This window comes from Streptomyces sp. NPDC056600 (assembly GCF_042792855.1).
Classification (GTDB): Bacteria; Actinomycetota; Actinomycetes; order Streptomycetales; family Streptomycetaceae; genus Streptomyces.
The window spans coordinates 46,242-66,048 of record NZ_JBHTVQ010000040.1 but is presented as its reverse complement, the minus strand read 5'-3'; the positions used below and the strand labels follow the sequence as shown (position 1 = coordinate 66,048).

Below are 19,807 nucleotides of genomic sequence, written 5' to 3'. Positions count from 1 at the left end.
CCAATTCAGCCCCCCGCCCGAACCGGGGGTACACCAGTGCGTCAATCAAACGGCGTGAGCCTACTACTGCGCGGGACGGATCGAAGAAGGGTACGGAGGCTCAAAATCGCTGTCACCTGCCGGGCATGGGTAGCAGTCAGGTGATTGGCGGAGATTTGTCGCACGGATCGGGAATCCTGTGCGGATGCCGATCGTCTCCACGATGTGGGGGTATCAGCGTGCGGACGAAGGGGGTGTCGCGTTGCCGGACACTGCGGAGATGTTCGAGGAGACCGAGCCTGAGGAGGCGCCGGAGCGCCCGTTGTGGGTGGAGGTGCCCGCACGCAGCTCCAGGCTGCCGGACCCGGTACGGACGGCGGCGGTGCGCGCCGGCCTGGTCGTGGCGGTCACGATATTGCTGGCGGTGGTCGCGTTCCTGCTGACCATGGCCAAGGCGTGGCTGGCCTTCCCGGCGGTGATCGCGGCGGTGGCGGGCATCGTCGCCGCGACGTGGGCGGTCCTGGACGTGTGGGTGACCCGCCAGGTGTGGAACCAGCGGCACGGGGTCGTGTCCGAGCCGAGCAGCACGGCGCGCCGGCTGCGGCGCGAGCGGCGGCAGGCCCGCCGTCAGGAGCGCGTCGCGGAGCGGGAGTTCCGGCGAATACGCCGGCGCGGCGGCCAGCCCGCGATCTGACGCCGCGGCCCGCCGGGCGAGCAGCGCACCGGGCGGGCCGCGGCAAGCGAGCAGCCCGGCAGGCGAGCAGCGCGGTCGCGGGGAAGACCACCGAGGGCCGCCGTGCCCGAGGGAACGGCGGCCCGTGCGCGGGTGCGTGAGAGGTCAGGCGGTGGCCGACCGACGGAACATGCGGGTGGCGGTGATCTCGCTGTGCCCCGTCTCGCCCTCCGCGACCGGCTGCGGCAGACCGGGGCGCAGGTGCTCCTCGACGCTGATGTACTTCAGCCCGGCCCGCAGGTCCGCGTCGTTGCGCATCCTGATGACGAGCGGGAACTCCGCCAGCGCGGTGGTGTCGAACAGGCCGGTCGTGTACAGCAGCTGGACCCCGAGGGCGTCGGCCACCGCACGCTGCAGTTCGAGCAGGTACGTGGCGTTGGCCCGGCCGATGGGGTTGTCGAGGAAGAGCGTGCCGGCATGACGGTGCTTGTCGCGGCCGCGGTCGTTGGAGCGCAGGGCGGCCATGGTGCAGTACAGCGCGATGGCCGCGGTGAGCAGCTGACCGCCGGAGAACACGTCGCCCATCTGCCCGACGGGGACCCGCTCGGCGCGCAGCACGGCGTCCGGCTTGAGGATCTCCACGGCGACGCCCTTCGGGTGGAGGGCCGCCGCCACTCCCCGCAGCAGCAGGGACATGCCGTCGCGGCGCAGGTCGGAGTTCTTCTTCAGCGCGGACCGGGTGGCCTCGTCGACGACCTCGCCGAGCCGTTCGGTGAGGGTGGCCTGGTCGGGCTCCTCGAAGCGGATGCGCAGGAACTCCTGGCCGGACCACTCGCCGAGTCCTTCGGGCAGCCGGGAGAGCCGCTGGGCGGAGCGGAGGGTGGCGAGCGAGGTCTCCACGAGGCCGCGCAGCCGGTCCACGATCGAGTCGCGGTTGCGCTCGAGCTGCTCGAGTTCGTCGGTGAGGACGCGCAGCCGTGGCGCGAACGCCTCCGCCCAGGCCTGCGCGTGGTCCGGCAGCGCGGCGGCGGGCAGTTCGCGGATCTGCTGCCGGGCCGGTGTGCGCACCTGCTCGTAGCGGACGGAGTTGGCGTGCCGCACCAGGATGTCGCTCGCCTCGCGGACGGCGGCCTCGGCGGTGGACAGGTCGGCGGCGCACCCCCGCAGTGAGCGCCGGGCCTCGGCCGCTGCCCGGCGGGCCTCGGCCAGGTCGCCGGGGTAGGACTCCGGTTCCTCGGCGTCCTCCTCGGTGGACTGGTCGCGCAGCAGGTCACGCAGGAGGGCCGCGGTCTCGTCGAAGCCGGAGGCGGCGTCCTCGGCGGCGCGGTGGTCGTCGAGGAGGGAGGCGTGGGTCTCCCGTGCCTCGCGCAACGCCTCGGTGTGCGCGGACAGTTCGGTCGTCGCGGTGCGCAGCAGCGTCTGCGCCTGCTCGGCGTCGCGGGGCAGGAGGTCCTCGGGCAGCTCGGTGTGGGTCTCGCCCTCCTCCGGTGCGAGCCGCTCGGCGTCGCCGCGCAGCCGGCCGAGTTGTTCGCTGGCCTGGGACATCCGGGTCTCGAGGACCTGGACGAGTTCCTCGGCGCGGGCGGCGGCGGCCTGCCGGGAGGGGCCGTCGGCGCCGTCCGGGGAGGACAGCAGATGCTCGGCGCGGGTGCGGACCTTGTTGCTGAGGCGGTCGAGTTCGGCGCGGGCGGCGCTCTCGTCGCTCTCCGCGCGGGCCTGTTCGGCCCGCAGGTCGGCGCCGACGCCGACCTTCTCGTACACCTGGGAGGCCGCCCGGTACGCCTCGCGGAGGGCGGGCAGGGAGGCGGCCGTCGCGTCGCCCGTGGTCTCGGGCGCCTCCCCCAGGTCCTCGGGGGCGCCGGCGATCTCGGCGCGTTCGGCGCGCAGGGCGCGGGCGGTGCGTCGGGCGTCGTCGGCGGCGCGCTGCGCGGCGCGGCGGTCCTCGTCGGCGGCGCGGGCGCGGTCCAGGCAGGTCTGGGCGCGGGCCTCCGACTCGGCGGCCTCCTCGGCGAGTTCGCGCAGCCGGACCTGCCAGCCGGCGCGCTCGCGCAGCCGGGAGGCGAGGCCGGCCAGGGCGTCGGCGGCGCGGCGTGCGCGCTGGGCGGCGTCCTGACGTTCGTCGCGGACGCGCGCGGTCTCGGCCGCGCTCTCCTCGGTCTCGGCGCGGACGGTCCGGGCCTCGGCCAGCTCGGCCTCGGTCTCGTCGGCGAAGGCGGCCGCCGCCTCGGCGGCGGCGGCGAGTTCGGCGAGGCGTCCGGCCGGGCAGCTCCGACGCCAGGAGGCGAGGCGGGAGGAGAGTTCGCGGTCCTTGGTGAGGCGGGCGGCGAGCGCCCGGATGTCCTCGTCGCGGCGGGCCGCGCGGGTGCGCAGCGCCTGGCGTTCCTCGTCCGCCGCGTGTTCGTCGTGCATGGCCGGGTTCGGGGGGACCAGGAAGACGGCCTGGTCGTCCGCCGCCGGGTCGGGCGCGGGCGCGAGGAGCGCCGCGGCGGTGCCGACGGCGACGGTGGAGCGGGGCAGCAGGGCGGCCTCGGCGAGCGCCTCGCGGGCGCGGACGTGCGAGGCGGGGTCGGTGATGATCACGCCGTCGACGAGTTCGGGGCGCGCCGCCAGCACGCGGGCGTGGTCGGCGGGGTCGACGGCCTGGGCGAGGTAGCGCCAGCCGGGCAGCGCGGGGATGCCCTGCTCGCCGAGGTACTCGACGGTGGCCAGCACGTCGGGGCCGGGCGGCAGCAGGCCGCCGTCGCCGAGCGCGCCCAGGATGCGGGCGTCGTCGGCGGCGGCGGTACGCAGGTCGAAGAGCTGGCGTTCGGCCGAGGAGACGGCGTCCTCGAGCGTGCCGCGCAGGTCGTCGGCGAAGTGGTCGAGCTGTTCGGCGGTGAGGCGGCCGTCGCCGAGCGCGGCGGCGGGGCCGGCCGTCGCGGTGACGGTGCCGCCGGTCGTCCGCCCGGTGGCGGCCACCGGGGAGCCGCCCGGCCGGGAGGCGGGGGCGGACGCGGCGGAATGCGCGTCCTCACCCGGGCCCGCGGCCTCTCCCTGCCGCGGGCCGGGCACGGCGGCGGTCCCGTGGGGGCGCCCGGCGGGCAGGCCGAGCAGTTCGGCCAGCCGTTCCTCGGCGGCGAGGGCCTCGGCGGTGCGCCGCTCCGACTCGTGGGCCCGGCGGGCGGCAGTCGCCGCGTCGGCGGCGCGGGCGGCGGTCAGTTCGGCGCGGGATTCGGCGGTGGCGGCCTCGCGGGCCCGCTCGGCTGCCCGGCGGGCGCTCTCCCGGGCCTCCTCGAAGACGGCGACGGTGCTCTTCGCCGCCTCGCCGGCGGCCAGGGCCGCCTTGGCCGGGTCGGCGTCGGGGGCGCTGCCGTCGATCCAGCCGGCGCCGACGGCCTCGGCGGTCTCCTGCTCGACCTCGGCGAGCCGCTGGCGCAGGTGCCCGGCCTCGCTGCGGGCGCGCTGGGCCTCGGTGGCGGCGGCGGTGCCGTCGCGGTAGGCGGTGTCGCCGGCCTCCTGGAGGGCGCCGGAGCGCTCCTCCTCCTCGTTGGCCAGGCTCTCGGCGCGCTCGGCCTCGAAGTGCAGCGCGCGCACCAGGTCCGCGGCGGCGCGGGCGCGGGCCGCGAGCGCGGGCGCGGCGTCCCGCTCGGCCTCCCGGATCGCGGCGGCGACGCGGGCCGAGCGGTCGGCGGCGGCGCGGTGCCGCAGCACGGACTCGGCGGCCTGCCAGGCGGCGTGCAGGGTGCGGGCGTCGGCCAGTTCGCGCTTTTGCGCGGCGGCGGACTTCTCCGCCGCGGCGAGGGCCAGGGAGGCGTGGCGGTAGGCGAGTTCGGCGGCGACCAGCGCGGTGCGGGAGCGGGTCCGTTCGGCCTCGGTGACGGTGTGGGCGGCGGTGGTGACCCGCACCGCCAGATCCGCGGCGCGGGTGCGCTCGCGGCCGCCGCGGGCGGAGAACCGCCGGGCGAGCGCACGGGTGCGCCGCTCCGCTCCGGTGTGGATCTCCCGGGCGCGGGCCCGGGCCTCGGTGGCGTCGACGATCCGCTGGAGCAGGTCGAGGGAGCCGGCCGTGAAGTCGCGTTCGGCGATGAGCTCGGCGCGGCGGCCCAGCTTGTTGCCGAAGCCGGCGACCAGGTCGGCGAGCCCGTCGGTGTCGCGGGTGTCGGTGACCGCGCGCAGCAGCAGGTCGGTGAAGTCGGAGTCCTTCTTGACCGCGAAGAGGCCGGCCGCCTCGCCCTCGTCGGCGTTCATCTCCCGCTGGTAGCGGAAGAGTTCGGGGTCGAGGCCGAGTTCGCCGAGGTGCTCGGTCCAGCGCTCGTGGATCTCCTCCCAGTGCGCCTCGAGGTGCGGGTAGAACTTGCCCGCCTCGGTCAGGGCGTCGCGGAAGCCCTTCATGGTGCGGCGACGGCCGCGGGCCCCGGAGGCGCCCTCGGCGGCGGGCCGCATCGTGGTGGACTCGGCCACCGGGAGGCTGTCCAGGCTGAGGCCGGGGCCGGGCCGGAAGGAGTACCAGGCCTCGGCGAACTTCCGCGGGTCGCTGGAGACCTGGCGGCCCCGCCATTCGCTGACCTTGCCGACGACGACGAGTTCCCCGGTGCGGGTGTGCTGCCATTCCAGGGCGACGTGGCCGCAGTCCTCGGCGAGCAGGAACTTGCGCAGCACGCCGGAGCTGGCGCCGCCGAGCGTGTTGCGGTGGCCCGGCAGCATCACCGAGAAGATCAGCTTGAGCAGGACGGACTTGCCGCCGCCGTTCTCCAGGAAGAGCACGCCCGCGGGGGCCGGGCGGCGCGGCGGGCCGGCCGGCTCGTCCTGGAAGAACTCCGCCTGCGCGGGCGCGGGGTCGGGTACGGGCTCGCCCACGCCGCGCAGGTCCAGCACGGTGTCGGCGTACCGCGCGCCGGCCGGTCCGATGGAGTAGAGGCGGATCCGGGACAGCTCGTACATGGAGGGCTCTCGTCAGTCTTCCGTGCGCCGGTGGGGCGGTGGGGTGTCAGGCGGGTGGGGGCGGGGCGGCCGGTCGGCGGGCTCAGGAGTGGAACGGCAGTCCCGCGTCGGCGACCAGGTCGAGGTCGTCGGCGTCGTCCGGCGGGAGCAGGGTGGCGGAGCCGTCGGAGACCGGGACCACGCCGAGTTCGAGGAGTTCGCCCATGGCCGCGCTGCTCGCCATGTCGCGCACCTGGAGCTGGTGGCGGGCGGTGGTGCGGTAGGTGCCGCCGCCCTCGTCGCCGGTGCGCTGCAGGAAGCCGGAGTCGGCGAGGAAGGCGACCGCCTTGGCGACGATGCCGGTGGTGGAGCCGGCCAGACGCCGGGAGTCCTTGGTGGCCCCGGTGGCGCTGCGGCGCGCCCAGACCCGCCACGCGGCCTCCAGACCGGGGGCGTCGCTGGCCGGATCGGTGTTCTCGCCCTGCTCCTCGGCACGCTGCTCGAGGCGGCGGCATGCCTGGCGGACGAAGGCGTCCACGCCGTTGACGGTGATCCGGCCGATGTAGCCGTCGTCGGCGAGGTCCTCCGGCCGGGGGAAGGCCAGGGCGGCGACGGCGAGGTGGGCCAGGCCGTGCAGGAAGCGGTCGGCGGTGTCGGAGGCGGCGCGTCGGGCGTAGTCGCCCATCCGGACGGCGAAGACCGAGCCCTCGGCGGCGGTCACCGCCATCCCGGCGCGCGGCGAGACCTCCAGGACGATCAGGCCGAGTCCGGTGGCGACGGCGTCGGTGAGCCGGGCGAAGGGCGGGTCCTCGCGGTAGCGGCGCAGCAGGTCGGCGTACTCCTGGTCGCGGGCGGGCTGCAGTTTGGGCTGGAGCCCGAACGCGACCAGGCGGGCCGCGTCGGAGGTGTCCGCGGGCGACACGGCGGGCGTGCCGACGGCGGCGCCCTGCGGGGCGGTCGCCGTGGGGTCGCTCCACTCGGCGGACTCGGTCACTGCTGGTGCTCCTCGGTGCGGTCGTACACGTGCGGGAAGTGCGGGCGGCGGGCGGTCGCCCCTGGGGGCCGGGGGTGGCCGGGGGCGGGTCAGGCGGAGTCGCGCCGGTCGGCCGCCATGCCCGCCGCGTCCAGCAGGGCGGTGCCCACTATCAGGTCGGCGCCGCCGAACTCCGGGTCGTCGAGTTCGGCGCCGTCGTCCACCGCGAACAGCAGGCGGGGCTCCCCCTGCCGGTAGGCGGTGCCCACCGGCGGGCTGGCGGCGTGGATCGCGAGCAGGGCGACCAGATAGGGCAGGTCGGGGTCCTGGCGGCGGGCCTCAGCGAGCAGTCCGGACAGGCGCCGGGGCGCGTCCGGCGGCAGGTCGAGCAGGTCGTTGGCGGCGGCCAGCTGCTCCTCGCTGAACCGGCTGTCGTCCGGGGTGGCGATCAGGTCGGGCTCGGGCATCTCCGCGCCCAGGTGCTCCCGCTCGGCGGGCGGGGTCAGCAGCAGGTCGACCAGGTCGCCCATGCGCACCGAGCCGGGCGTGCGCAGGCCTGTGCCGTGGGCGAAGAAGGCGTCGGTGACCCTGATCGACTGCTCCAGCGGCAGGGGCAGGACGGGGGCCAGGAGCTGTCCGTACAGGTCGGTGCCGGCCGTGCGGGCGGGCGTGGCGAAGGCCTGGCGGTCCTGCTCGGCGCGGAACAGCGGGCCGGCCTCCAGGAGCCTCGACTGCAGCTGCGTGTGGCGGCGGATGCAGTCCTTGACGATGTCCACCAGCTCGGCGGCGCGGCGCTTCTGGCCGGGGTCCTCGGACTCGTCCCTGGCCTTGCGGATGTTGGTGAGGATGGCGTTCTCGTGCCGGTACCGGTCGGCGACGTGCTCCAGCGCCTCGGCGATCATGTCGGGCACGGTCCTCAGCCAGTCGACGGCGCGGACGTTGCGCCGGGTGGCCTCCAGGGCACGGCGCAGCGTCTCCGAGTACTGGACCGTGCGGTAGCGGGCCTGTTCGGCGGCCAGCTGGGCGTCGGCGAGGCGTCCGCGGTTGATCAGCACCTCGAGCTTGACCTCGGCGGCGATCTGGGCGCTGGTGACGTCCGTGTCCAGCGCTCCGACCAGGACGTTCACGGCCTCGTCGGTGGTGCGCAGGTACACGCCGCCGCCGGGGCCGGGTACCTCCTCGATCAGCTTGAAGTCGTAGTCGCGGCGGACGTAGACGCCGTCGGCGGTGAAGGTGCCGTAGACGGCGCGGAACCCGCGGTCGACGCTGCCGACGTTGATCAGGCTCTCCAGCACCCACCGGGCGACCCGCTCGTGCTCGGCGGCGGGTCGGCGGGGCGCCTGGGCGGCGACGCGCGGGGTGAGCCGGGCGACGATCTGCTCGTGGTCGGCGCCGGTGTCGAAATCCATCGTGAGGGTGACCAGGTCGATGGCGGCGAGGGCCACCTCGGCCATGCCGTACACCGAGAACTCGCCCGAGAGGTTCGCCTTGCGGGCGTCCAGGTCGTGCAGCGGGGCGGTGCAGGCGAGGGCGCGCAGTCGCCGGGCCAGGCCCTCGTCGGCCGCCGGACCGACGGCGAGGCGCGGCAGCGCGGAGCCGGGGCGGGGCAGTTCGACGGGCTGGGTCACGGGCGAGGTCACGGTGCACAGACTAGGTCCTCGGGGTGACACCGGTCGAAACGGCGCCAATGCGACGGGCGTCACGGAAGCGGTGCGGCTGCCGCGGGCGGCCGTCGGCGGTCACGGGTCGTGGACGAGGGCGTCGGCCGGGCTGGCACGGGCCAAGCGTCGACGGGCCTGCCGCGGAGGGGGCGGAGGCGGTCACCGGTCATGGGCGAGGCGTCGACAGGCTGCCGCGGAGGGGGCGGCGAGGGGCCCGTCACGGACGCGGCGGCGGAGGCGGGGCGAGCGCTGCGAGGGCGGAGGTGACGGCCCGCGAGGCGACCAGGTCCAGGTGGGCCGTGGAGCCGCGCACCCGGTGTCCGGTCTCGGCGGCGGCGAGCCGCAGCAGCTGGGGCAGCAGGTCCACGCTGCGGCGCGCCACCCAGGCGGTGCCCCGGGTGGCCATCCACCACGCCCCCGCGCCGCGCGCCGGGGGCGGGGAATCGGGCTCCGTACCGGGCGGGAGGCCCGCCGCGAGCCCGGCGCCTGCGAGCAGGGCGTGGAAGGCACGGGCCAGCGAGCGGTGGCCTCGCTCGCCCGGATGGAGCCGGTCCACGCTCCACATCGCCGGGTCGGTGGTCCACGCCTCCTCGGCGGCGTGCAGATGCAGTGCGCCGTACCGTGCGGACAGGACGTGGACCACTTCGTTGACGCACCTCTGGCGCCGTGCCAGTGGTGCGGCCAGGGCGGGCGGCAGCCGCAGCACGGTGCCGGGGTCGGGCAGGCAGGCGGTGAGCAGGGCGGCCCCGTCACCGGTGAAGGCCGCGTACACGGCGTCCAGACGACGGGCCACGGCGCGGACGTCGAAGGCGCCGCGCAGCGTGTCGTTGACGCCGACGAGGACGGAGACCAGGTCGGGGCGGAGCGCCAGGGCGGCGGGCAACTGCCGTTCGGCCACGTCGCGGGTGAGCGCGCCGCTGACCGCCAGGTTGGTGAACTCCGCCTGTTCACCGAGCCCTTGGGCGAGCAGGGCGGCCCATCCCCGCCGGCCTTTGCCGACCGGATCGCCCACCCCCTCGGTGAGGGAGTCCCCGAGGGCCACGAAACGCGTGGGTGCGACGGGGCGCGGCCGCGCGTCGCGGTGCGGCGGGGCGTCAGGACACGGCCCGGCGACGGCGTGCGGCAGCCAGGTCCGCTGCGCGGGCAGTTCCGGGCGGATCCCCGCCGGCAGTTCCTCGTGGACGCTCATCGGGCCCTCACGCTCCAGGCGGCGTCGTGCGCGGCGAGGAAGCCGCGCACCGCGGCGTCCCGGCCGAAGCCCTCGGCGCGGGCCCGGGCGGCGGCCCGGCGGGCCGGTTCGGGAACGGCGAGGAGGCGGCGCACCCCGGCCGCGAAGGCCTCGCCGTCGTCACGGGCCGTCGCGCCGGCCGGGCCGATCACCTCCGGCAGCGCGGAGGAGGCGCCGGCGACCACCGGGGTTCCGCAGGCCATGGCCTTGAGGGCGGCCAGGCCGAACGTCTCGGCGGGGCCGGGCGCCAGGCACACGTCGGCGGCCGCCAGCAGCGCTGCGAGCCGGGCCCGGTCGGCGACGTGGCCGAGGAGGACCACGGGCAGCGCGTCCCGTGCTGCGCGCCGCCTCAGCCGTTCCCTCAACGGCCCCTCGCCGGCGACGACCAGCACGGCGCGCTCGCCCTGGCGCAGCAGGGCCTGCAGGGCGTCCAGTGCGGTGCCGGGACGTTTCTCCACCGAGAGGCGCGAACACAGCACCAGCAGTCTCTCGTCCGCCCGGGCGTACCTGGCCCGCTCGCCGGGGTGCCGGGACGCCGGGTGCCACCGGCGCAGGTCGACGCCGAGCGGGGCGCGGACCACGTTGCGGGCGCCGATCCTCAGGAACTCCCGCTCGGCGTACTCGGTCGTGCACACGACGCGGGTGTAGGCGTCCGCGGTCCGGGCGTTCAGGCGGTCGGCGGCCTCGCGGGCGACCGCGCCGGGGACTCCCCAGGTGCGCAGGACGCCGTCGGCGCTCTCGTGGGCGACCATCACCGCGCGGACGCCGGCGCGGCGGGCCCACTCGCCGGTCCAGCGCAGGGTGGTCCGGTCGCTCACCTCCAGCCGGTCGGGGGCCAGTTCCCGCAGTAGACGGGCCAGGCGCCGACGGCCGGTGAGCACGCGGTAGCCGCCGGTGCCGGGGAGCACGGGGGCGGGCAGGGTGATCACCCGGCCCTGCCCGGTCTCCCGGTCGCCGGGCTCGGGGCCCGGGACGACCAGCACCGGCCGGTGTCCCGCGGCCGCGTATCCGGCGCCCAGTTCCCGCAGGGCGGTGCGCAGGCCGCCGGAGGACGGCGAGACGAAGTTGGCGAGCCGCACGATGGTCAGCGGCCGGTCGACGGGGTGGGTGAGGCTCATGCGGCCACCGCCGTCCTGGTGCGCAGTACCTCCGTGTAGTGGGTGAGCAGGCTGTCCCCCACGGCCTGCCAGGTGCGGCTCTCCACCGCGGCCCGGCCCGCCGCCCCGTAGGCGGCGCGGAGGTCCGGACGCTCCGCGAGCAGACGGACGGCGTCGCGCAGCGCGTCGGGGTCGAAGGGCCGCACGAGCAGACCGGTCCGGTCCGGCTCCACCAGGTCGAGGGGGCCGCCGGCCGCCGGGGCGATCACGGGCAGGCCGCTCGCCATCGCCTCCTGGACGGTCTGGCAGAACGTCTCGAACGGCCCCGTGTGCGCGAAGACGTCGAAGGAGGCGAAGGCGCGGGCGAGCTCGGAGCCGGTGAGGGCGCCGAGCAGGGTCGCGCCGGGCAGCGCCCGCGCCACCGAGCCGCGGCTGGGCCCGTCCCCGACCACGACCACCTTGACGCCGCGCAGGGCGCGCACGCCGGCGAGCAGTTCGACGTGCTTCTCGGGAGCCAGCCGGCCGACGTAGCCCACGACCAGTTCGCCGTTCGGGGCGAGGCGGCGGCGCAGTGCCGGGTCGCGGTGGGCGGGGTGGAACCGGTCGGTGTCCACACCGCGGGGCCACAGCCGCACCCGGGGGACGCCGTGGGTCCGCAGGTCGGCCAGGGCGGAGCGGGAGGGGGCCAGGGTGCGGTCGGCGGCGGTGTGGACGCGACGCAGGCGGCGCCAGGCGGTGCCGGATCCGGCCCCCACGTAGGTGCGGGCGTATCCGGCGAGGTCGGTCTGGTACACGGCGACGGCCGGCACTCCGAGACGAGCGGCGGCGGCCATGCCGCGGGCGCCGAGGACGAAGGGGCCGGCCAGGTGCACGATGTCGGGACGGTGGTCCCTCAGGACCGCGGTCACGCGGCGGCTGGGAAGCGCCACGCGGACCTGCGGGTAGCCGGGGAGGGGGATCGACGGGACGCGGACGACCGGGCAGGGGGCGAGGCGGTCGCTCTCCGCGTCCGCGGGGCCGGTGGCGGGGGCGACGACGAGGGTGGCGTGGCCGCGGGCCGCGAGGTGCCGGGCGGTCTGGTGGGCGCAGTGGGCCACGCCGTTGAGGTCGGGCGGGTAGGACTCGGTGACGATGACGACACGCATATCCGCGTTGTCGTCATCGTGGGCGTGGGGCGGTCGACGGGGACGTGTCCTCGCGCGGAACGTCCCGTGAGCGTTGGTCTCCCGGCGGTCCGCGGCACCCCGTCCGTCCACGAGGCCTCCGACGCCCCGCAGGCGCGCCCTCGTGCCGCGCGGTGGGTGCGTGCCGCCGGCGGTGGACCGTCGTGCCGGGCCCCCGGGCGCCTCGCGGCCCGCCGCGGACCGCGGGAAGGCACCGCCCACCGCCGCTCCCGGAGACACCGCCGGCCGGGGAACGGCACCGCCCGCCGCCGTCCCCGGACATGCCGCCGCCCGCCGTCGCCCCGGATACGGGACGACGGCGGGCGGTGGGTGGGATCAGGCGGCGGACTTGTCCGTGGCGATGCGGGAGCGGACGGCGAGCTGGACGTCGTCCTCCTCGGCGGGGTCGGCCGCGAGCCGGCGGAGGCGCTCGGCGACACGGGCGTCGCCCGTCTCGGCGTGCCGCGCGGCCAGTTCCCGCGTGGACTCCTCGCAGTCCCACAGGCACTCGACCGCGAACCCGGCCGCGAAGGACGGGTCGGTGGCGGCCAGCGACCGCGCGGCCCGGCCGCGCAGGGACGAGGAGGCCGTCTCGCGGTAGACGTGCCGCAGCACCGGCGCGGCGCAGCCGATGCCCAGGCGGCCGGCGCCGTCCACGAGGGTCCACAGGGTCGGCGCGTCCGGCCCCTCGGTGCGTACCGCGGTCCGCAGCGCCGCGAGCACCAGGGCGCCGTCCCGGGCGTCGCCGCGCAGGGCGAGCACGCGGCCGGCGGCCGCGCCGAGCGGGTCGGGGCGGTGGGACCAGGCGCGGGCCGCGTCGACGGCCGCGGCGGAGCGCATCCGCTCGAAGGCGTCGACGGCGGCCTCCTGGACGACGGAGGAGCCGTCCGCGACGGCGGCGTCGACGAGGTCGAGGGCCAGCGGGTCGCCGGTGTCGGCGAGGTGGCGCAGGGCGGCGGCGCGGGCGCCGTCGGGGCCGGACCTGGCGGCCTCCAGGAGTTCGGGGCGGTCCTCGGGGCCGGCCACCGCGAGCAGGCAGCGGGCGGCGGGCGCCTGGAGCTGCACGCCCCGTTCGGCTCCTTCCTGGGCCCAGTCGAGGATGGCGCGCACGCCCCAGGAGGGCCGTGGGCCGGTGGAGTCGAGCTGGCGTTGCCAGCGGTCGAAGCTGGCGGCGTCGCGGGCCGCGCGGACCCGGTCGCGGACGGCGGGGCGCCGGTCGTCGGCCCACAGCCGCCAGGGCCGGGGCTCGAAGACGTCGCGTACCACCCCGGCCAGTTCGGCGTCGCCCGCGGCGTCGGCGGGGAACCGGGCCAGCACGGGCTCGGCCAGGGCACGCAGGCCGGCGTCGTCGTCGCGCAGGGCGAGCTCGTCGAGGGCCCAGGCCCAGTTGGAGCCCTGGGCCGCGTAACGGCGCAGCAGGTCCAGGGCGTCACGACGGCCGTAGGAGGCGAGGTGACCGAGGACCGACAGGGCCAGTCCGGTGCGGTTCTCCTCGGCGTCCAGGACGTCGTCGGGTCCGAAGAGGTGGGCCTCGACCGCCGCCAGGGCTCCGTCGAGGTCGAGATAGAGCCTGGCGTAGTAGAGGGAGCGGTTCTCCAGCTGCCAGTCGTGGCGCGGATCGTGGAGCACGCACCCGTCGAGGGCCGCCAGCGCCTCGGCGCGGGGGGCGGTGAGCGCGTGCAGGGTCCCGTCGCCTCGGCCCCGCTGGAGCAGGCCGAGCAGGGTGCCGCTGGGCGCTATGACCGGATCGAACATGGGAAACAGCCTCACATCAAGCGTCGACGCAACCGGGAGATCACTGCACCTGGCCGCGACAACACGTCCGGGCTCCCGCCGTTTTCTGCTCGTGGTAGACCATTTTCCTCTGCCTCTCGTCTGTGGTCCTCACGGACCGCTCACGGCCCACGCGGTTCGGCAACTCCTGCCCAACCGTCGCGTCCGTGAATCACCAGGCCATCATGACTCGCCGGTTCGCCGCGTGGCGACCGGATTTCGGTGGGGGCGTCCGGAGCGTCCCCCTCGGTCGGCGTCCGCCCTCGGTCGCCGGGGTCCCGCCGTCGCCCGAGGTCAGGGCGGTGCGGCGGCCAAGGGTCAGGCGGCGCCGAAGAGTTCGAGCACCTCTGCCCGTCCGAACATGCGGGCCGTGTCGACGGCCGAGGGGGTGCCGGCGGCCGGGTCCGCGCCGCCGGCCAGCAGGGCCCGGACGACCTCGGTGTCCCCCTTGAAGACCGCGCCGGCCAGCGGCGTCTGCCCTCGGTCGTTGACCCGGTCGGCCTGGGCGCCGCGGTCCAGCAGGGCCCGGACCGTCTCCGCGTGGCCGTGGTAGGCGGCGAGCATCACCAGACAGTCGCCCCGGTCGTTGGTGAGGTCCGCCGGGACGCCCGCGTCGAGGTATCGGACGAGCGGCCCGGTCTCACCCTTGCGCGCCATCTCGAAGACCCTGGTCGCGAGTTCCACGACCTCCGGGTCGGGGGCTTCGCTCATCGCCCGGTCCGCCTCTCTCCTCGTGTCCGTACGGGGTGGTGTCCACGGTGCCCGTCGGCCCGTACCGCCGTCCGGCGCAACGGCCGGCGGGGCGCGTCCGGGTGGACGGGACCCCGCAGAGCCTACGGCGTGCGGGCGGACGGCCGGTCGAGGGCTCACACCCGGGCGTGCGCACCGCAACACACGCTCCACCGTACGAGTGAATCGACGACATGCCGGAGGCGGCTGCCCGGGTCCCGCGAACACGGCGGTGAGGATCATCGGCGTCCGCCAGCGACCCCGCCGGGGCGGCGGTGTACGCCATCGGGCACACGGAACCCCGCACGACACCTCCACCAACCGGGGGAAAACGTCAGGAAATCACTCAGTTGCACCTTTTGTCGTATCGATACATGCTGTGATCCTGGAACAACTCGTGGTGACTGTCCCCACCCGAACACCAGGAGATCCCCATGATCCTGTCCATCTCCGGCGTCGTGCTCTTCGGCATCATCGTCGTCCTCTTCTTCAGGAAGGACGGCCTCAAGGGCTCGCACGCCGTCGTCTCGGTCCTGTTCGGCTTCTACCTGTCCAGCACGGCCATCGCGCCGAGCATCAAGGCCGGCGGCGAGAGCCTGGCGAGCCTGCTGGGCGGACTGAAGTTCTGACCCGGGCGGCCCCGTCCCGCCTTCCCTCCCCCGCACACCCCGCGACCCACCGCGGTCGGCACGGAACCAGGAGATCTCAGTGGCCCGGCGCCCCCTCCCCCGCATCCTGACCAACAGCGGCGCACGCGTCGCCCGCGGCCGGGAGCTGGCCCGGACGGCGGGCGCCGGGGCCACCGACGTGCTCCATCCGCTGATCACGGTGGCCCGCGGGCTGGGCCGGCTGGCCGCGGCGGCCCGCCGGCGGTGGGCGGCCGCGCCCAAGGACCGGCGCGGGCCCCTGCTGTTCCTGGTGGCGTCGGTGCTGCTGGTGGTCGTGCTGACGCCTTACGGCCCGGTGCTGGCCGTCGCCGCGACCATGGCGGCGGCCGCGTGGAAGGGCCGCGACGGCGCGGGCCGCCGGGCCCCGGGCACCCCGGACGAGGACCAGGCCCGGCGTCTGACGTCGTTGTACGAGGCTCTGGTCCCCTACTTCTCCACCGCCGAGGATCCCGCGCCCCTCTACGCGCACGGCGGGGAGTGGCAGGGCCCCTTCGAGGCCCACGAGTTCGACGACACCGGCCGGGTCTCCCGGCTGGTGCTGCGTTATCCCGCCTACTTCACCGACGGCGAGCCCGAGGCGCGCGCCCGGGTCGAGCAGCTGCTGCACGCCAAGGCCGGGCGCGGCCGCGAGTACCGGTTCGTCTGGGACGAGGAGGCGAACCGGCTCACCCTGGAGGTGCTGCCGCCGCTGCCTGCGGACCTCACGGCGCAGACGTTCGTCACCGCGCCGGGCGAGACGGTCCTCGGCTTCACCGACCCGACCGAGGTCTCCCGCACGCTCCCGCTGGGCGAGGGCGAGGAGGGCCGGGACGTGCCGCCGGTGGTGTGGCGCACCGGCGCCCGCTCCACCGAGCCTCACCTGCTGGCGCTCGGCTCCCCCGGCAGCGGCACGTCGACGCTGCTGCGGTGCGTCGCCCTGCAGGCACTGCGCCACGGCGACGTGCTGATCGTGGACGGCGGGGCCGCCGGGGAGTACGCCTGCCTCACCGGGCGCAACGGCGTGGTCGCCGTGGAGTGCTCGCCCGCGGGCGCCCGGGCCTCGCTGGAGTGGGCCTCGCGCGAGACGGAGCGCCGGCTGATCGCCGCCAACCGGGCCCGGCAGTCCGGGCTCCCCGTGCCGGAGGACTCCCGACGGCCGCTGTGGATCGTGGTCGACCGCCCAGCCGCGCTGGGTCACCTGGCGGCGGCGGAGGGCGGGTCCGACCCGCAGGCGCTGCTCCAGGTGCCGCTGCGGCACGGACGGGCCGCCAACGTCACGGTGGTGGTCGCCGAGCACCTGGAGAGCGCGGAGGCGCTGAGCGAGGCGGTACGCCAGCACACCCGGGCGCGGGTCGTGCTGGGCCCCGCGTCGGTGGCCCAGCTGGCGGCCGTGCTGGGGGCGGCGCCCCGGACCACTCCGCCCGCGCTGGTCCCGCCCGGGCGGGGTTACGCCCGCCTCGGCGCCGGACCGGTGCTGCGGGTGCAGGTCCCGACGACGCCGGACCCCTACGACGAGACGGCCGAGGAGGCACACCGCGCGGCCGTGCTGGAGCTGCTCCCGCCGCGGGCCGCCGGCATGACGGGGGGAACCGGGGGGACGGAGGCGACCGGGGGTGCCGCCGCGGCGGCCGCCGAACCGGTCAACGAGGCGGTCGAGCCGCCCGAGGTGGCCGGGGTTCCCGCGGTCGACATCGTGAAGGACCCGAAGACCCTGGACGAGCCGCACCTCGCCCCCGACCCGGAACCGGCGGAACCCGCCCGGGCGGAGCTGTAGGAGAGCGGCCCGCCCCGGAAGAAGACGCGTCCCGCCGGACGACCACCCACTCGCTCTCCCCCACGGGCCGCCCACCTGGCGGCGGCACCCCCGCGGACGGGCGCCGGGAGGCCCCGGCGACCGGGCGGCCGGGCGCGCGGCCGAGAGGCTCCCTCAGGCGACGAACGTGCGGGTCGGTTCCGGGCCCAGGTGGGCGCCGGAGGCGACGAGGCGGGCCGCCGCGGCCAGGCGCGCGGCCGCCTCGTCGGCGAGCGGGCCGCCCACGGTGAACGGCAGCCGGACGTACCCCTCGAAGGCCCCGTCGACCCCGAAGCGGGGCCCCGAGGGCACCCGGACGCCGACCCGCTCCCCCGCGACGGCGATCCGGGAGCCGGAGAGCCCTCCCGCCCGGACCCACAGGGTGAGCCCGCCGGACGGCACCGCGAACTCCCAGTCGGGCAGCTCCCGCCGGACCGCCGCGACCAGGGCGTCCCGGTTCCCGCGGGCCTGGGCGCGCCGCCAGGCGACCGCGTCCGCCCACTCCCCCGTGTCCATCAGCCAGGCCACCGCCAGCTGCTCCAGCACCGGGGTGCCGAGGTCCGCGTACGCGCGGGCGGCGACGAGCGACCGGACGATCTCGGGCGCGGCCCGCACCCAGCCGATCCGCATGCCCGCCCAGAAGGCCTTGCTGGCGGACCCCACCGTGATCACGGAGGAACCCGCGGGGTCGAAGGCGCACATCGGCCGCGGCAGCTCGACGTCCTCGTCCAGCGGCAGCTCCCGCATGGTCTCGTCGGCGACCACCACCGTGCCGGCCGCGCGCGCGGCGTCGACCAGCATCCGCCGGCGCTCCTCGTCGGCGAGCGCGCCGGTGGGGTTGTGGAAGTCGGCGACCACGTAGGCCAGCCGCGGCGCGGACTCGCGCAGCACCTGCCGCCAGCGGTCCATCTCCCACCCGGAGAGCCCCTCCCCCATGGCCACCGGCACCAGCCGGGCCCCGGCCTCCCGGATCAGCTGGAGGATGTTGGCGTAACTGGGGGACTCGACGGCGACCCGCTCGCCCCGGCCGGCGAAGAGGTGGCAGATGGCGTCGATGGCCCCCATGGCGCCCGTGGTGACCATGATCTGCTCCGGCATGGTGGGCACCCCGAGCTCGGTGTACCGCCGGGCGATGGTGGCCCGCAGGGCGGGCAGTCCGGCCGGGTAGTCGCCGTGCGTGGTGGCGTAGGGCGGCAGCTCCCCCAGGGCGCCCTGGACGGCGCGGGTCAGCCAGGGTTCCGGCGCGTTGAGCGCGGCGGTGCCGAGGTCGATCAGCGTGCCGAGGGACTCCGGTGGCAGCGGCTCGAGGCCGCGGGCGGGCAGCGGGTTGCCCGGCGGCACGGCGGTCCAGCTGCCGGCGCCGCGCCGGGACTCCAGGAAGCCGTCGGCGCGCAGCGCCTCGTAGGCGGCGGCGACGGTGGTCCGGCTGACCGAGAGCGCCAGGGCGAGCTCCCGCTCGGCGGGCAGCCGCGCGGCGACCGGCACCCGCCCTTCCAGGACCAGCAGCCGGATGCCGTCGGCGAGGGCCCGGTAGGCGGGCGGACGCCGTCCGCCCGGCGCGGAGGGCCGCTCCTGCTGCGAGGCGAGCTGCCGCGCCAGCTGAGCGGCTCCCACCACGGAGGTCCACCGTTGCATCCGTCCAGTCCACCTTCCGCGAATTGGCCCTGTCGAGCCGCAGGACACGAGCCACAGAGTGGCATGCGCCGGTCCAACATCACCACAGGGGGTCGCCTTGCTCGCCCGACGTCTCGTCCAGCTCTACCTCGGCCTCACGCTCTACGGGGTCAGCACCGCGCTCCTGCTGCGGGCCGAACTGGGCCTGGAGCCCTGGGGAGTCCTCAACCAGGGAGTCTCCGAGCTGACCGGCCTGACGGTGGGCACGGTCTCGATCCTGATCGGCGCGCTGGTCCTGCTCCTCTGGATACCCCTGCGGCAGCGTCCCGGCCTCGGGACCGTCTCCAACGTGTTCGCCATCGGTCTCACCATGGACGCCACCCTCTCCCTTGTCCCCGAGGCCGACGCGCTCACGGTGCGTTGGCCGCTCCTGCTCGCCGGTCTCGTCCTCAACGGCGCGGCCTCCGGGCTCTACATCGCCGCGGGGTTCGGCGCCGGCCCGCGGGACGGGCTGATGACCGGGCTGCACAGCCGCACCGGCCGCTCGATCCGCAGCATGCGCACGGCGATCGAGGTCGTCGTCGTGCTGACGGGCTTCCTGCTGGGCGGCACCGTGGGCGTCGGCACCCTCCTGTACGCGCTGGCCATCGGCCCGCTGGTGCAGTTCTTCCTGCGCCTGTTCACCCCCGCGACCCCCCTGTCCCCCGCGTCCCCCCAGTCCCCGGCGTCCCCCGAGGAGGCGGCGGCCGTGGCCACCGCCCCCCTCTGCTCCGTCGACCCACGGGGCGCGATACTGCGACCGTGACGACGACCCGCACCCCGCACCCGTACCTGGACCACCCCGGCCCGATCCCCTTCGCCCACCGCGGCGGGGACGCCGACGGGCTCGAGAACACCGCCGCCCAGTTCCGCCGCGCCGCCGACGCCGGGTACCGGTACATGGAGACGGACGTCCATGTCACCGCGGACGGCGTCCTGGTCGCCTTCCACGACGACACCCTGGACCGGGTGACCGACGGCGCCGGCCGGATCGCCGAGCTGCCCTGGAGCGAGGTCCGGCAGGCGCGGGTCGCAGGGCGGGAGCCGGTGCCGCTCTTCTCCGAGCTGCTGGAGACCTTCCCCGAGGTCCGCTGGAACGTGGACGTCAAGGAGGAGGGCGCCCTGCTGCCACTGCTGGACGTGGTGGAACGCACGAACGCCTGGGACCGGGTGTGCGTCGGGTCGTTCTCCGAGTCCCGGGTCGCCCGGGCCCAGCGGCTGGCCGGGCCGCGGCTGGCCACCTCCTACGGCACGGCCGGCGTCCTCGGCCTGCGGCTGCGCTCCTGGGGCCTCCCCGTCGGACTGCGCGCCTCCGCGCTGGCCGCGCAGGTCCCGGTCGCCCAGTCCGGTGTCCCGGTGGTGGACCGCCGCTTCGTCCGGGCCGCCCACGCCCGCGGCCTGCAGGTCCACGTCTGGACGATCAACGATTCCGTAGAAATGCACAGGCTCCTGGACCTCGGGGTCGATGGCATCATGACCGATCACATCGACACGCTGCGCGCGGTCATGGAGGACCGGGGCACCTGGGTCTGAGCACGCG

The 19,807-nt window shown here is 76.3% G+C and carries 14 protein-coding genes; 5 read left to right on the top strand and 9 right to left on the bottom strand.

From position 1 onward, the window contains the following. Nucleotides 1-259 precede the first annotated feature (259 nt). The gene (locus ACFRAV_RS20330; RefSeq protein ID WP_351118559.1) at nucleotides 260-673 is read left to right on the top strand and encodes a hypothetical protein; all 414 of its coding nucleotides are present in this window, start codon (nucleotides 260-262) and stop codon (nucleotides 671-673) included. 144 nt (nucleotides 674-817) lie between these two features. On the opposite strand, the gene ACFRAV_RS20325 is transcribed toward ACFRAV_RS20330, so the two are convergent. From ACFRAV_RS20325 to ACFRAV_RS20290, 8 genes are all read right to left on the bottom strand, one after another. Next, nucleotides 818-5,572: a hypothetical protein gene (locus ACFRAV_RS20325; RefSeq protein ID WP_382557546.1), complete on the bottom strand. Its 4,755-nt coding sequence runs from the start codon at nucleotides 5,570-5,572 to the stop codon at nucleotides 818-820. A gap of 82 nt (nucleotides 5,573-5,654) precedes the next feature. After that, nucleotides 5,655-6,545 carry a hypothetical protein gene (locus ACFRAV_RS20320; RefSeq protein ID WP_382557544.1) on the bottom strand — a complete coding sequence of 297 codons (891 nt, stop codon included), beginning with the start codon at nucleotides 6,543-6,545 and terminating at the stop codon, nucleotides 5,655-5,657. Nucleotides 6,546-6,634: 89 nt separating this feature from the next. Further along, a complete protein-coding gene (locus tag ACFRAV_RS20315; RefSeq protein ID WP_382557542.1) occupies nucleotides 6,635-8,164 on the bottom strand; it encodes a hypothetical protein in 1,530 nt (509 codons plus the stop codon). A 238-nt stretch (nucleotides 8,165-8,402) separates the two neighbouring features. Further along, entirely contained in the window at nucleotides 8,403-9,374 is a 972-nt protein-coding gene (locus ACFRAV_RS20310) for an SGNH/GDSL hydrolase family protein (RefSeq protein ID WP_382557540.1), read from the bottom strand. Then, entirely contained in the window at nucleotides 9,371-10,531 is a 1,161-nt protein-coding gene (locus ACFRAV_RS20305; protein ID WP_382557539.1) for a glycosyltransferase, read from the bottom strand. The genes ACFRAV_RS20310 and ACFRAV_RS20305 overlap by 4 nt, the downstream gene beginning before the upstream one ends. Further along, on the bottom strand, nucleotides 10,528-11,655 hold the full coding sequence (locus ACFRAV_RS20300) for a glycosyltransferase family 4 protein (protein ID WP_382557537.1): 1,128 nt from the start codon (nucleotides 11,653-11,655) through the stop codon (nucleotides 10,528-10,530). Before ACFRAV_RS20300 ends, ACFRAV_RS20305 begins: the two co-directional genes overlap by 4 nt. A 354-nt stretch (nucleotides 11,656-12,009) precedes the next feature. Then, nucleotides 12,010-13,428, bottom strand: a complete 1,419-nt coding sequence (locus ACFRAV_RS20295; protein ID WP_382557535.1) for a HEAT repeat domain-containing protein — start codon at nucleotides 13,426-13,428, stop codon at nucleotides 12,010-12,012. A 336-nt stretch (nucleotides 13,429-13,764) separates the two neighbouring features. Beyond that, entirely contained in the window at nucleotides 13,765-14,157 is a 393-nt protein-coding gene (locus tag ACFRAV_RS20290) for an ankyrin repeat domain-containing protein (protein ID WP_382557533.1), read from the bottom strand. A gap of 452 nt (nucleotides 14,158-14,609) precedes the next feature. On the opposite strand from ACFRAV_RS20290, the gene ACFRAV_RS20285 reads away from it, so the two are divergent. Both ACFRAV_RS20285 and ACFRAV_RS20280 read left to right on the top strand, forming a co-directional pair. Further along, nucleotides 14,610-14,804 carry a hypothetical protein gene (locus tag ACFRAV_RS20285; RefSeq protein WP_351118565.1) on the top strand — a complete coding sequence of 65 codons (195 nt, stop codon included), beginning with the start codon at nucleotides 14,610-14,612 and terminating at the stop codon, nucleotides 14,802-14,804. Between the two features lie 79 nt (nucleotides 14,805-14,883). Then, nucleotides 14,884-16,596 (top strand): hypothetical protein, encoded by a 1,713-nt coding sequence (locus ACFRAV_RS20280; RefSeq protein ID WP_382557531.1) that lies wholly within the window; start codon nucleotides 14,884-14,886, stop codon nucleotides 16,594-16,596. Between the two features lie 153 nt (nucleotides 16,597-16,749). Here the strand turns inward: ACFRAV_RS20280 and ACFRAV_RS20275 are convergent, their stop codons facing one another. Then, entirely contained in the window at nucleotides 16,750-18,249 is a 1,500-nt protein-coding gene (locus ACFRAV_RS20275; RefSeq protein WP_382557529.1) for a PLP-dependent aminotransferase family protein, read from the bottom strand. Between the two features lie 97 nt (nucleotides 18,250-18,346). Between ACFRAV_RS20275 and ACFRAV_RS20270 the strand changes: the two genes are divergently transcribed. Together ACFRAV_RS20270 and ACFRAV_RS20265 are read left to right on the top strand one after the other, a co-directional pair. After that, nucleotides 18,347-19,033 carry a YitT family protein gene (locus ACFRAV_RS20270; RefSeq protein WP_382557528.1) on the top strand — a complete coding sequence of 229 codons (687 nt, stop codon included), beginning with the start codon at nucleotides 18,347-18,349 and terminating at the stop codon, nucleotides 19,031-19,033. After that, nucleotides 19,030-19,800 (top strand): glycerophosphodiester phosphodiesterase, encoded by a 771-nt coding sequence (locus ACFRAV_RS20265; RefSeq protein WP_382557526.1) that lies wholly within the window; start codon nucleotides 19,030-19,032, stop codon nucleotides 19,798-19,800. The genes ACFRAV_RS20270 and ACFRAV_RS20265 overlap by 4 nt, the downstream gene beginning before the upstream one ends. Nucleotides 19,801-19,807 lie beyond the last annotated feature (7 nt).

Bases quoted from the DNA above. Each gene is read 5' to 3' on its own strand.
- ACFRAV_RS20285 (WP_351118565.1), top strand. From the start codon at position 14,610: ATGATCCTGTCCATCTCCGGCGTCGTGCTCTTCGGCATCATCGTCGTC.
- ACFRAV_RS20275 (WP_382557529.1), bottom strand. From the start codon at position 18,249: ATGCAACGGTGGACCTCCGTGGTGGGAGCCGCTCAGCTGGCGCGGCAG.
- ACFRAV_RS20310 (WP_382557540.1), bottom strand. From the start codon at position 9,374: ATGAGCGTCCACGAGGAACTGCCGGCGGGGATCCGCCCGGAACTGCCC.
- ACFRAV_RS20325 (WP_382557546.1), bottom strand. From the start codon at position 5,572: ATGTACGAGCTGTCCCGGATCCGCCTCTACTCCATCGGACCGGCCGGC.
- ACFRAV_RS20290 (WP_382557533.1), bottom strand. From the start codon at position 14,157: ATGAGCGAAGCCCCCGACCCGGAGGTCGTGGAACTCGCGACCAGGGTC.
- ACFRAV_RS20295 (WP_382557535.1), bottom strand. From the start codon at position 13,428: ATGTTCGATCCGGTCATAGCGCCCAGCGGCACCCTGCTCGGCCTGCTC.
- ACFRAV_RS20300 (WP_382557537.1), bottom strand. From the start codon at position 11,655: ATGCGTGTCGTCATCGTCACCGAGTCCTACCCGCCCGACCTCAACGGC.
- ACFRAV_RS20330 (WP_351118559.1), top strand. From the start codon at position 260: ATGTTCGAGGAGACCGAGCCTGAGGAGGCGCCGGAGCGCCCGTTGTGG.
- ACFRAV_RS20305 (WP_382557539.1), bottom strand. From the start codon at position 10,531: ATGAGCCTCACCCACCCCGTCGACCGGCCGCTGACCATCGTGCGGCTC.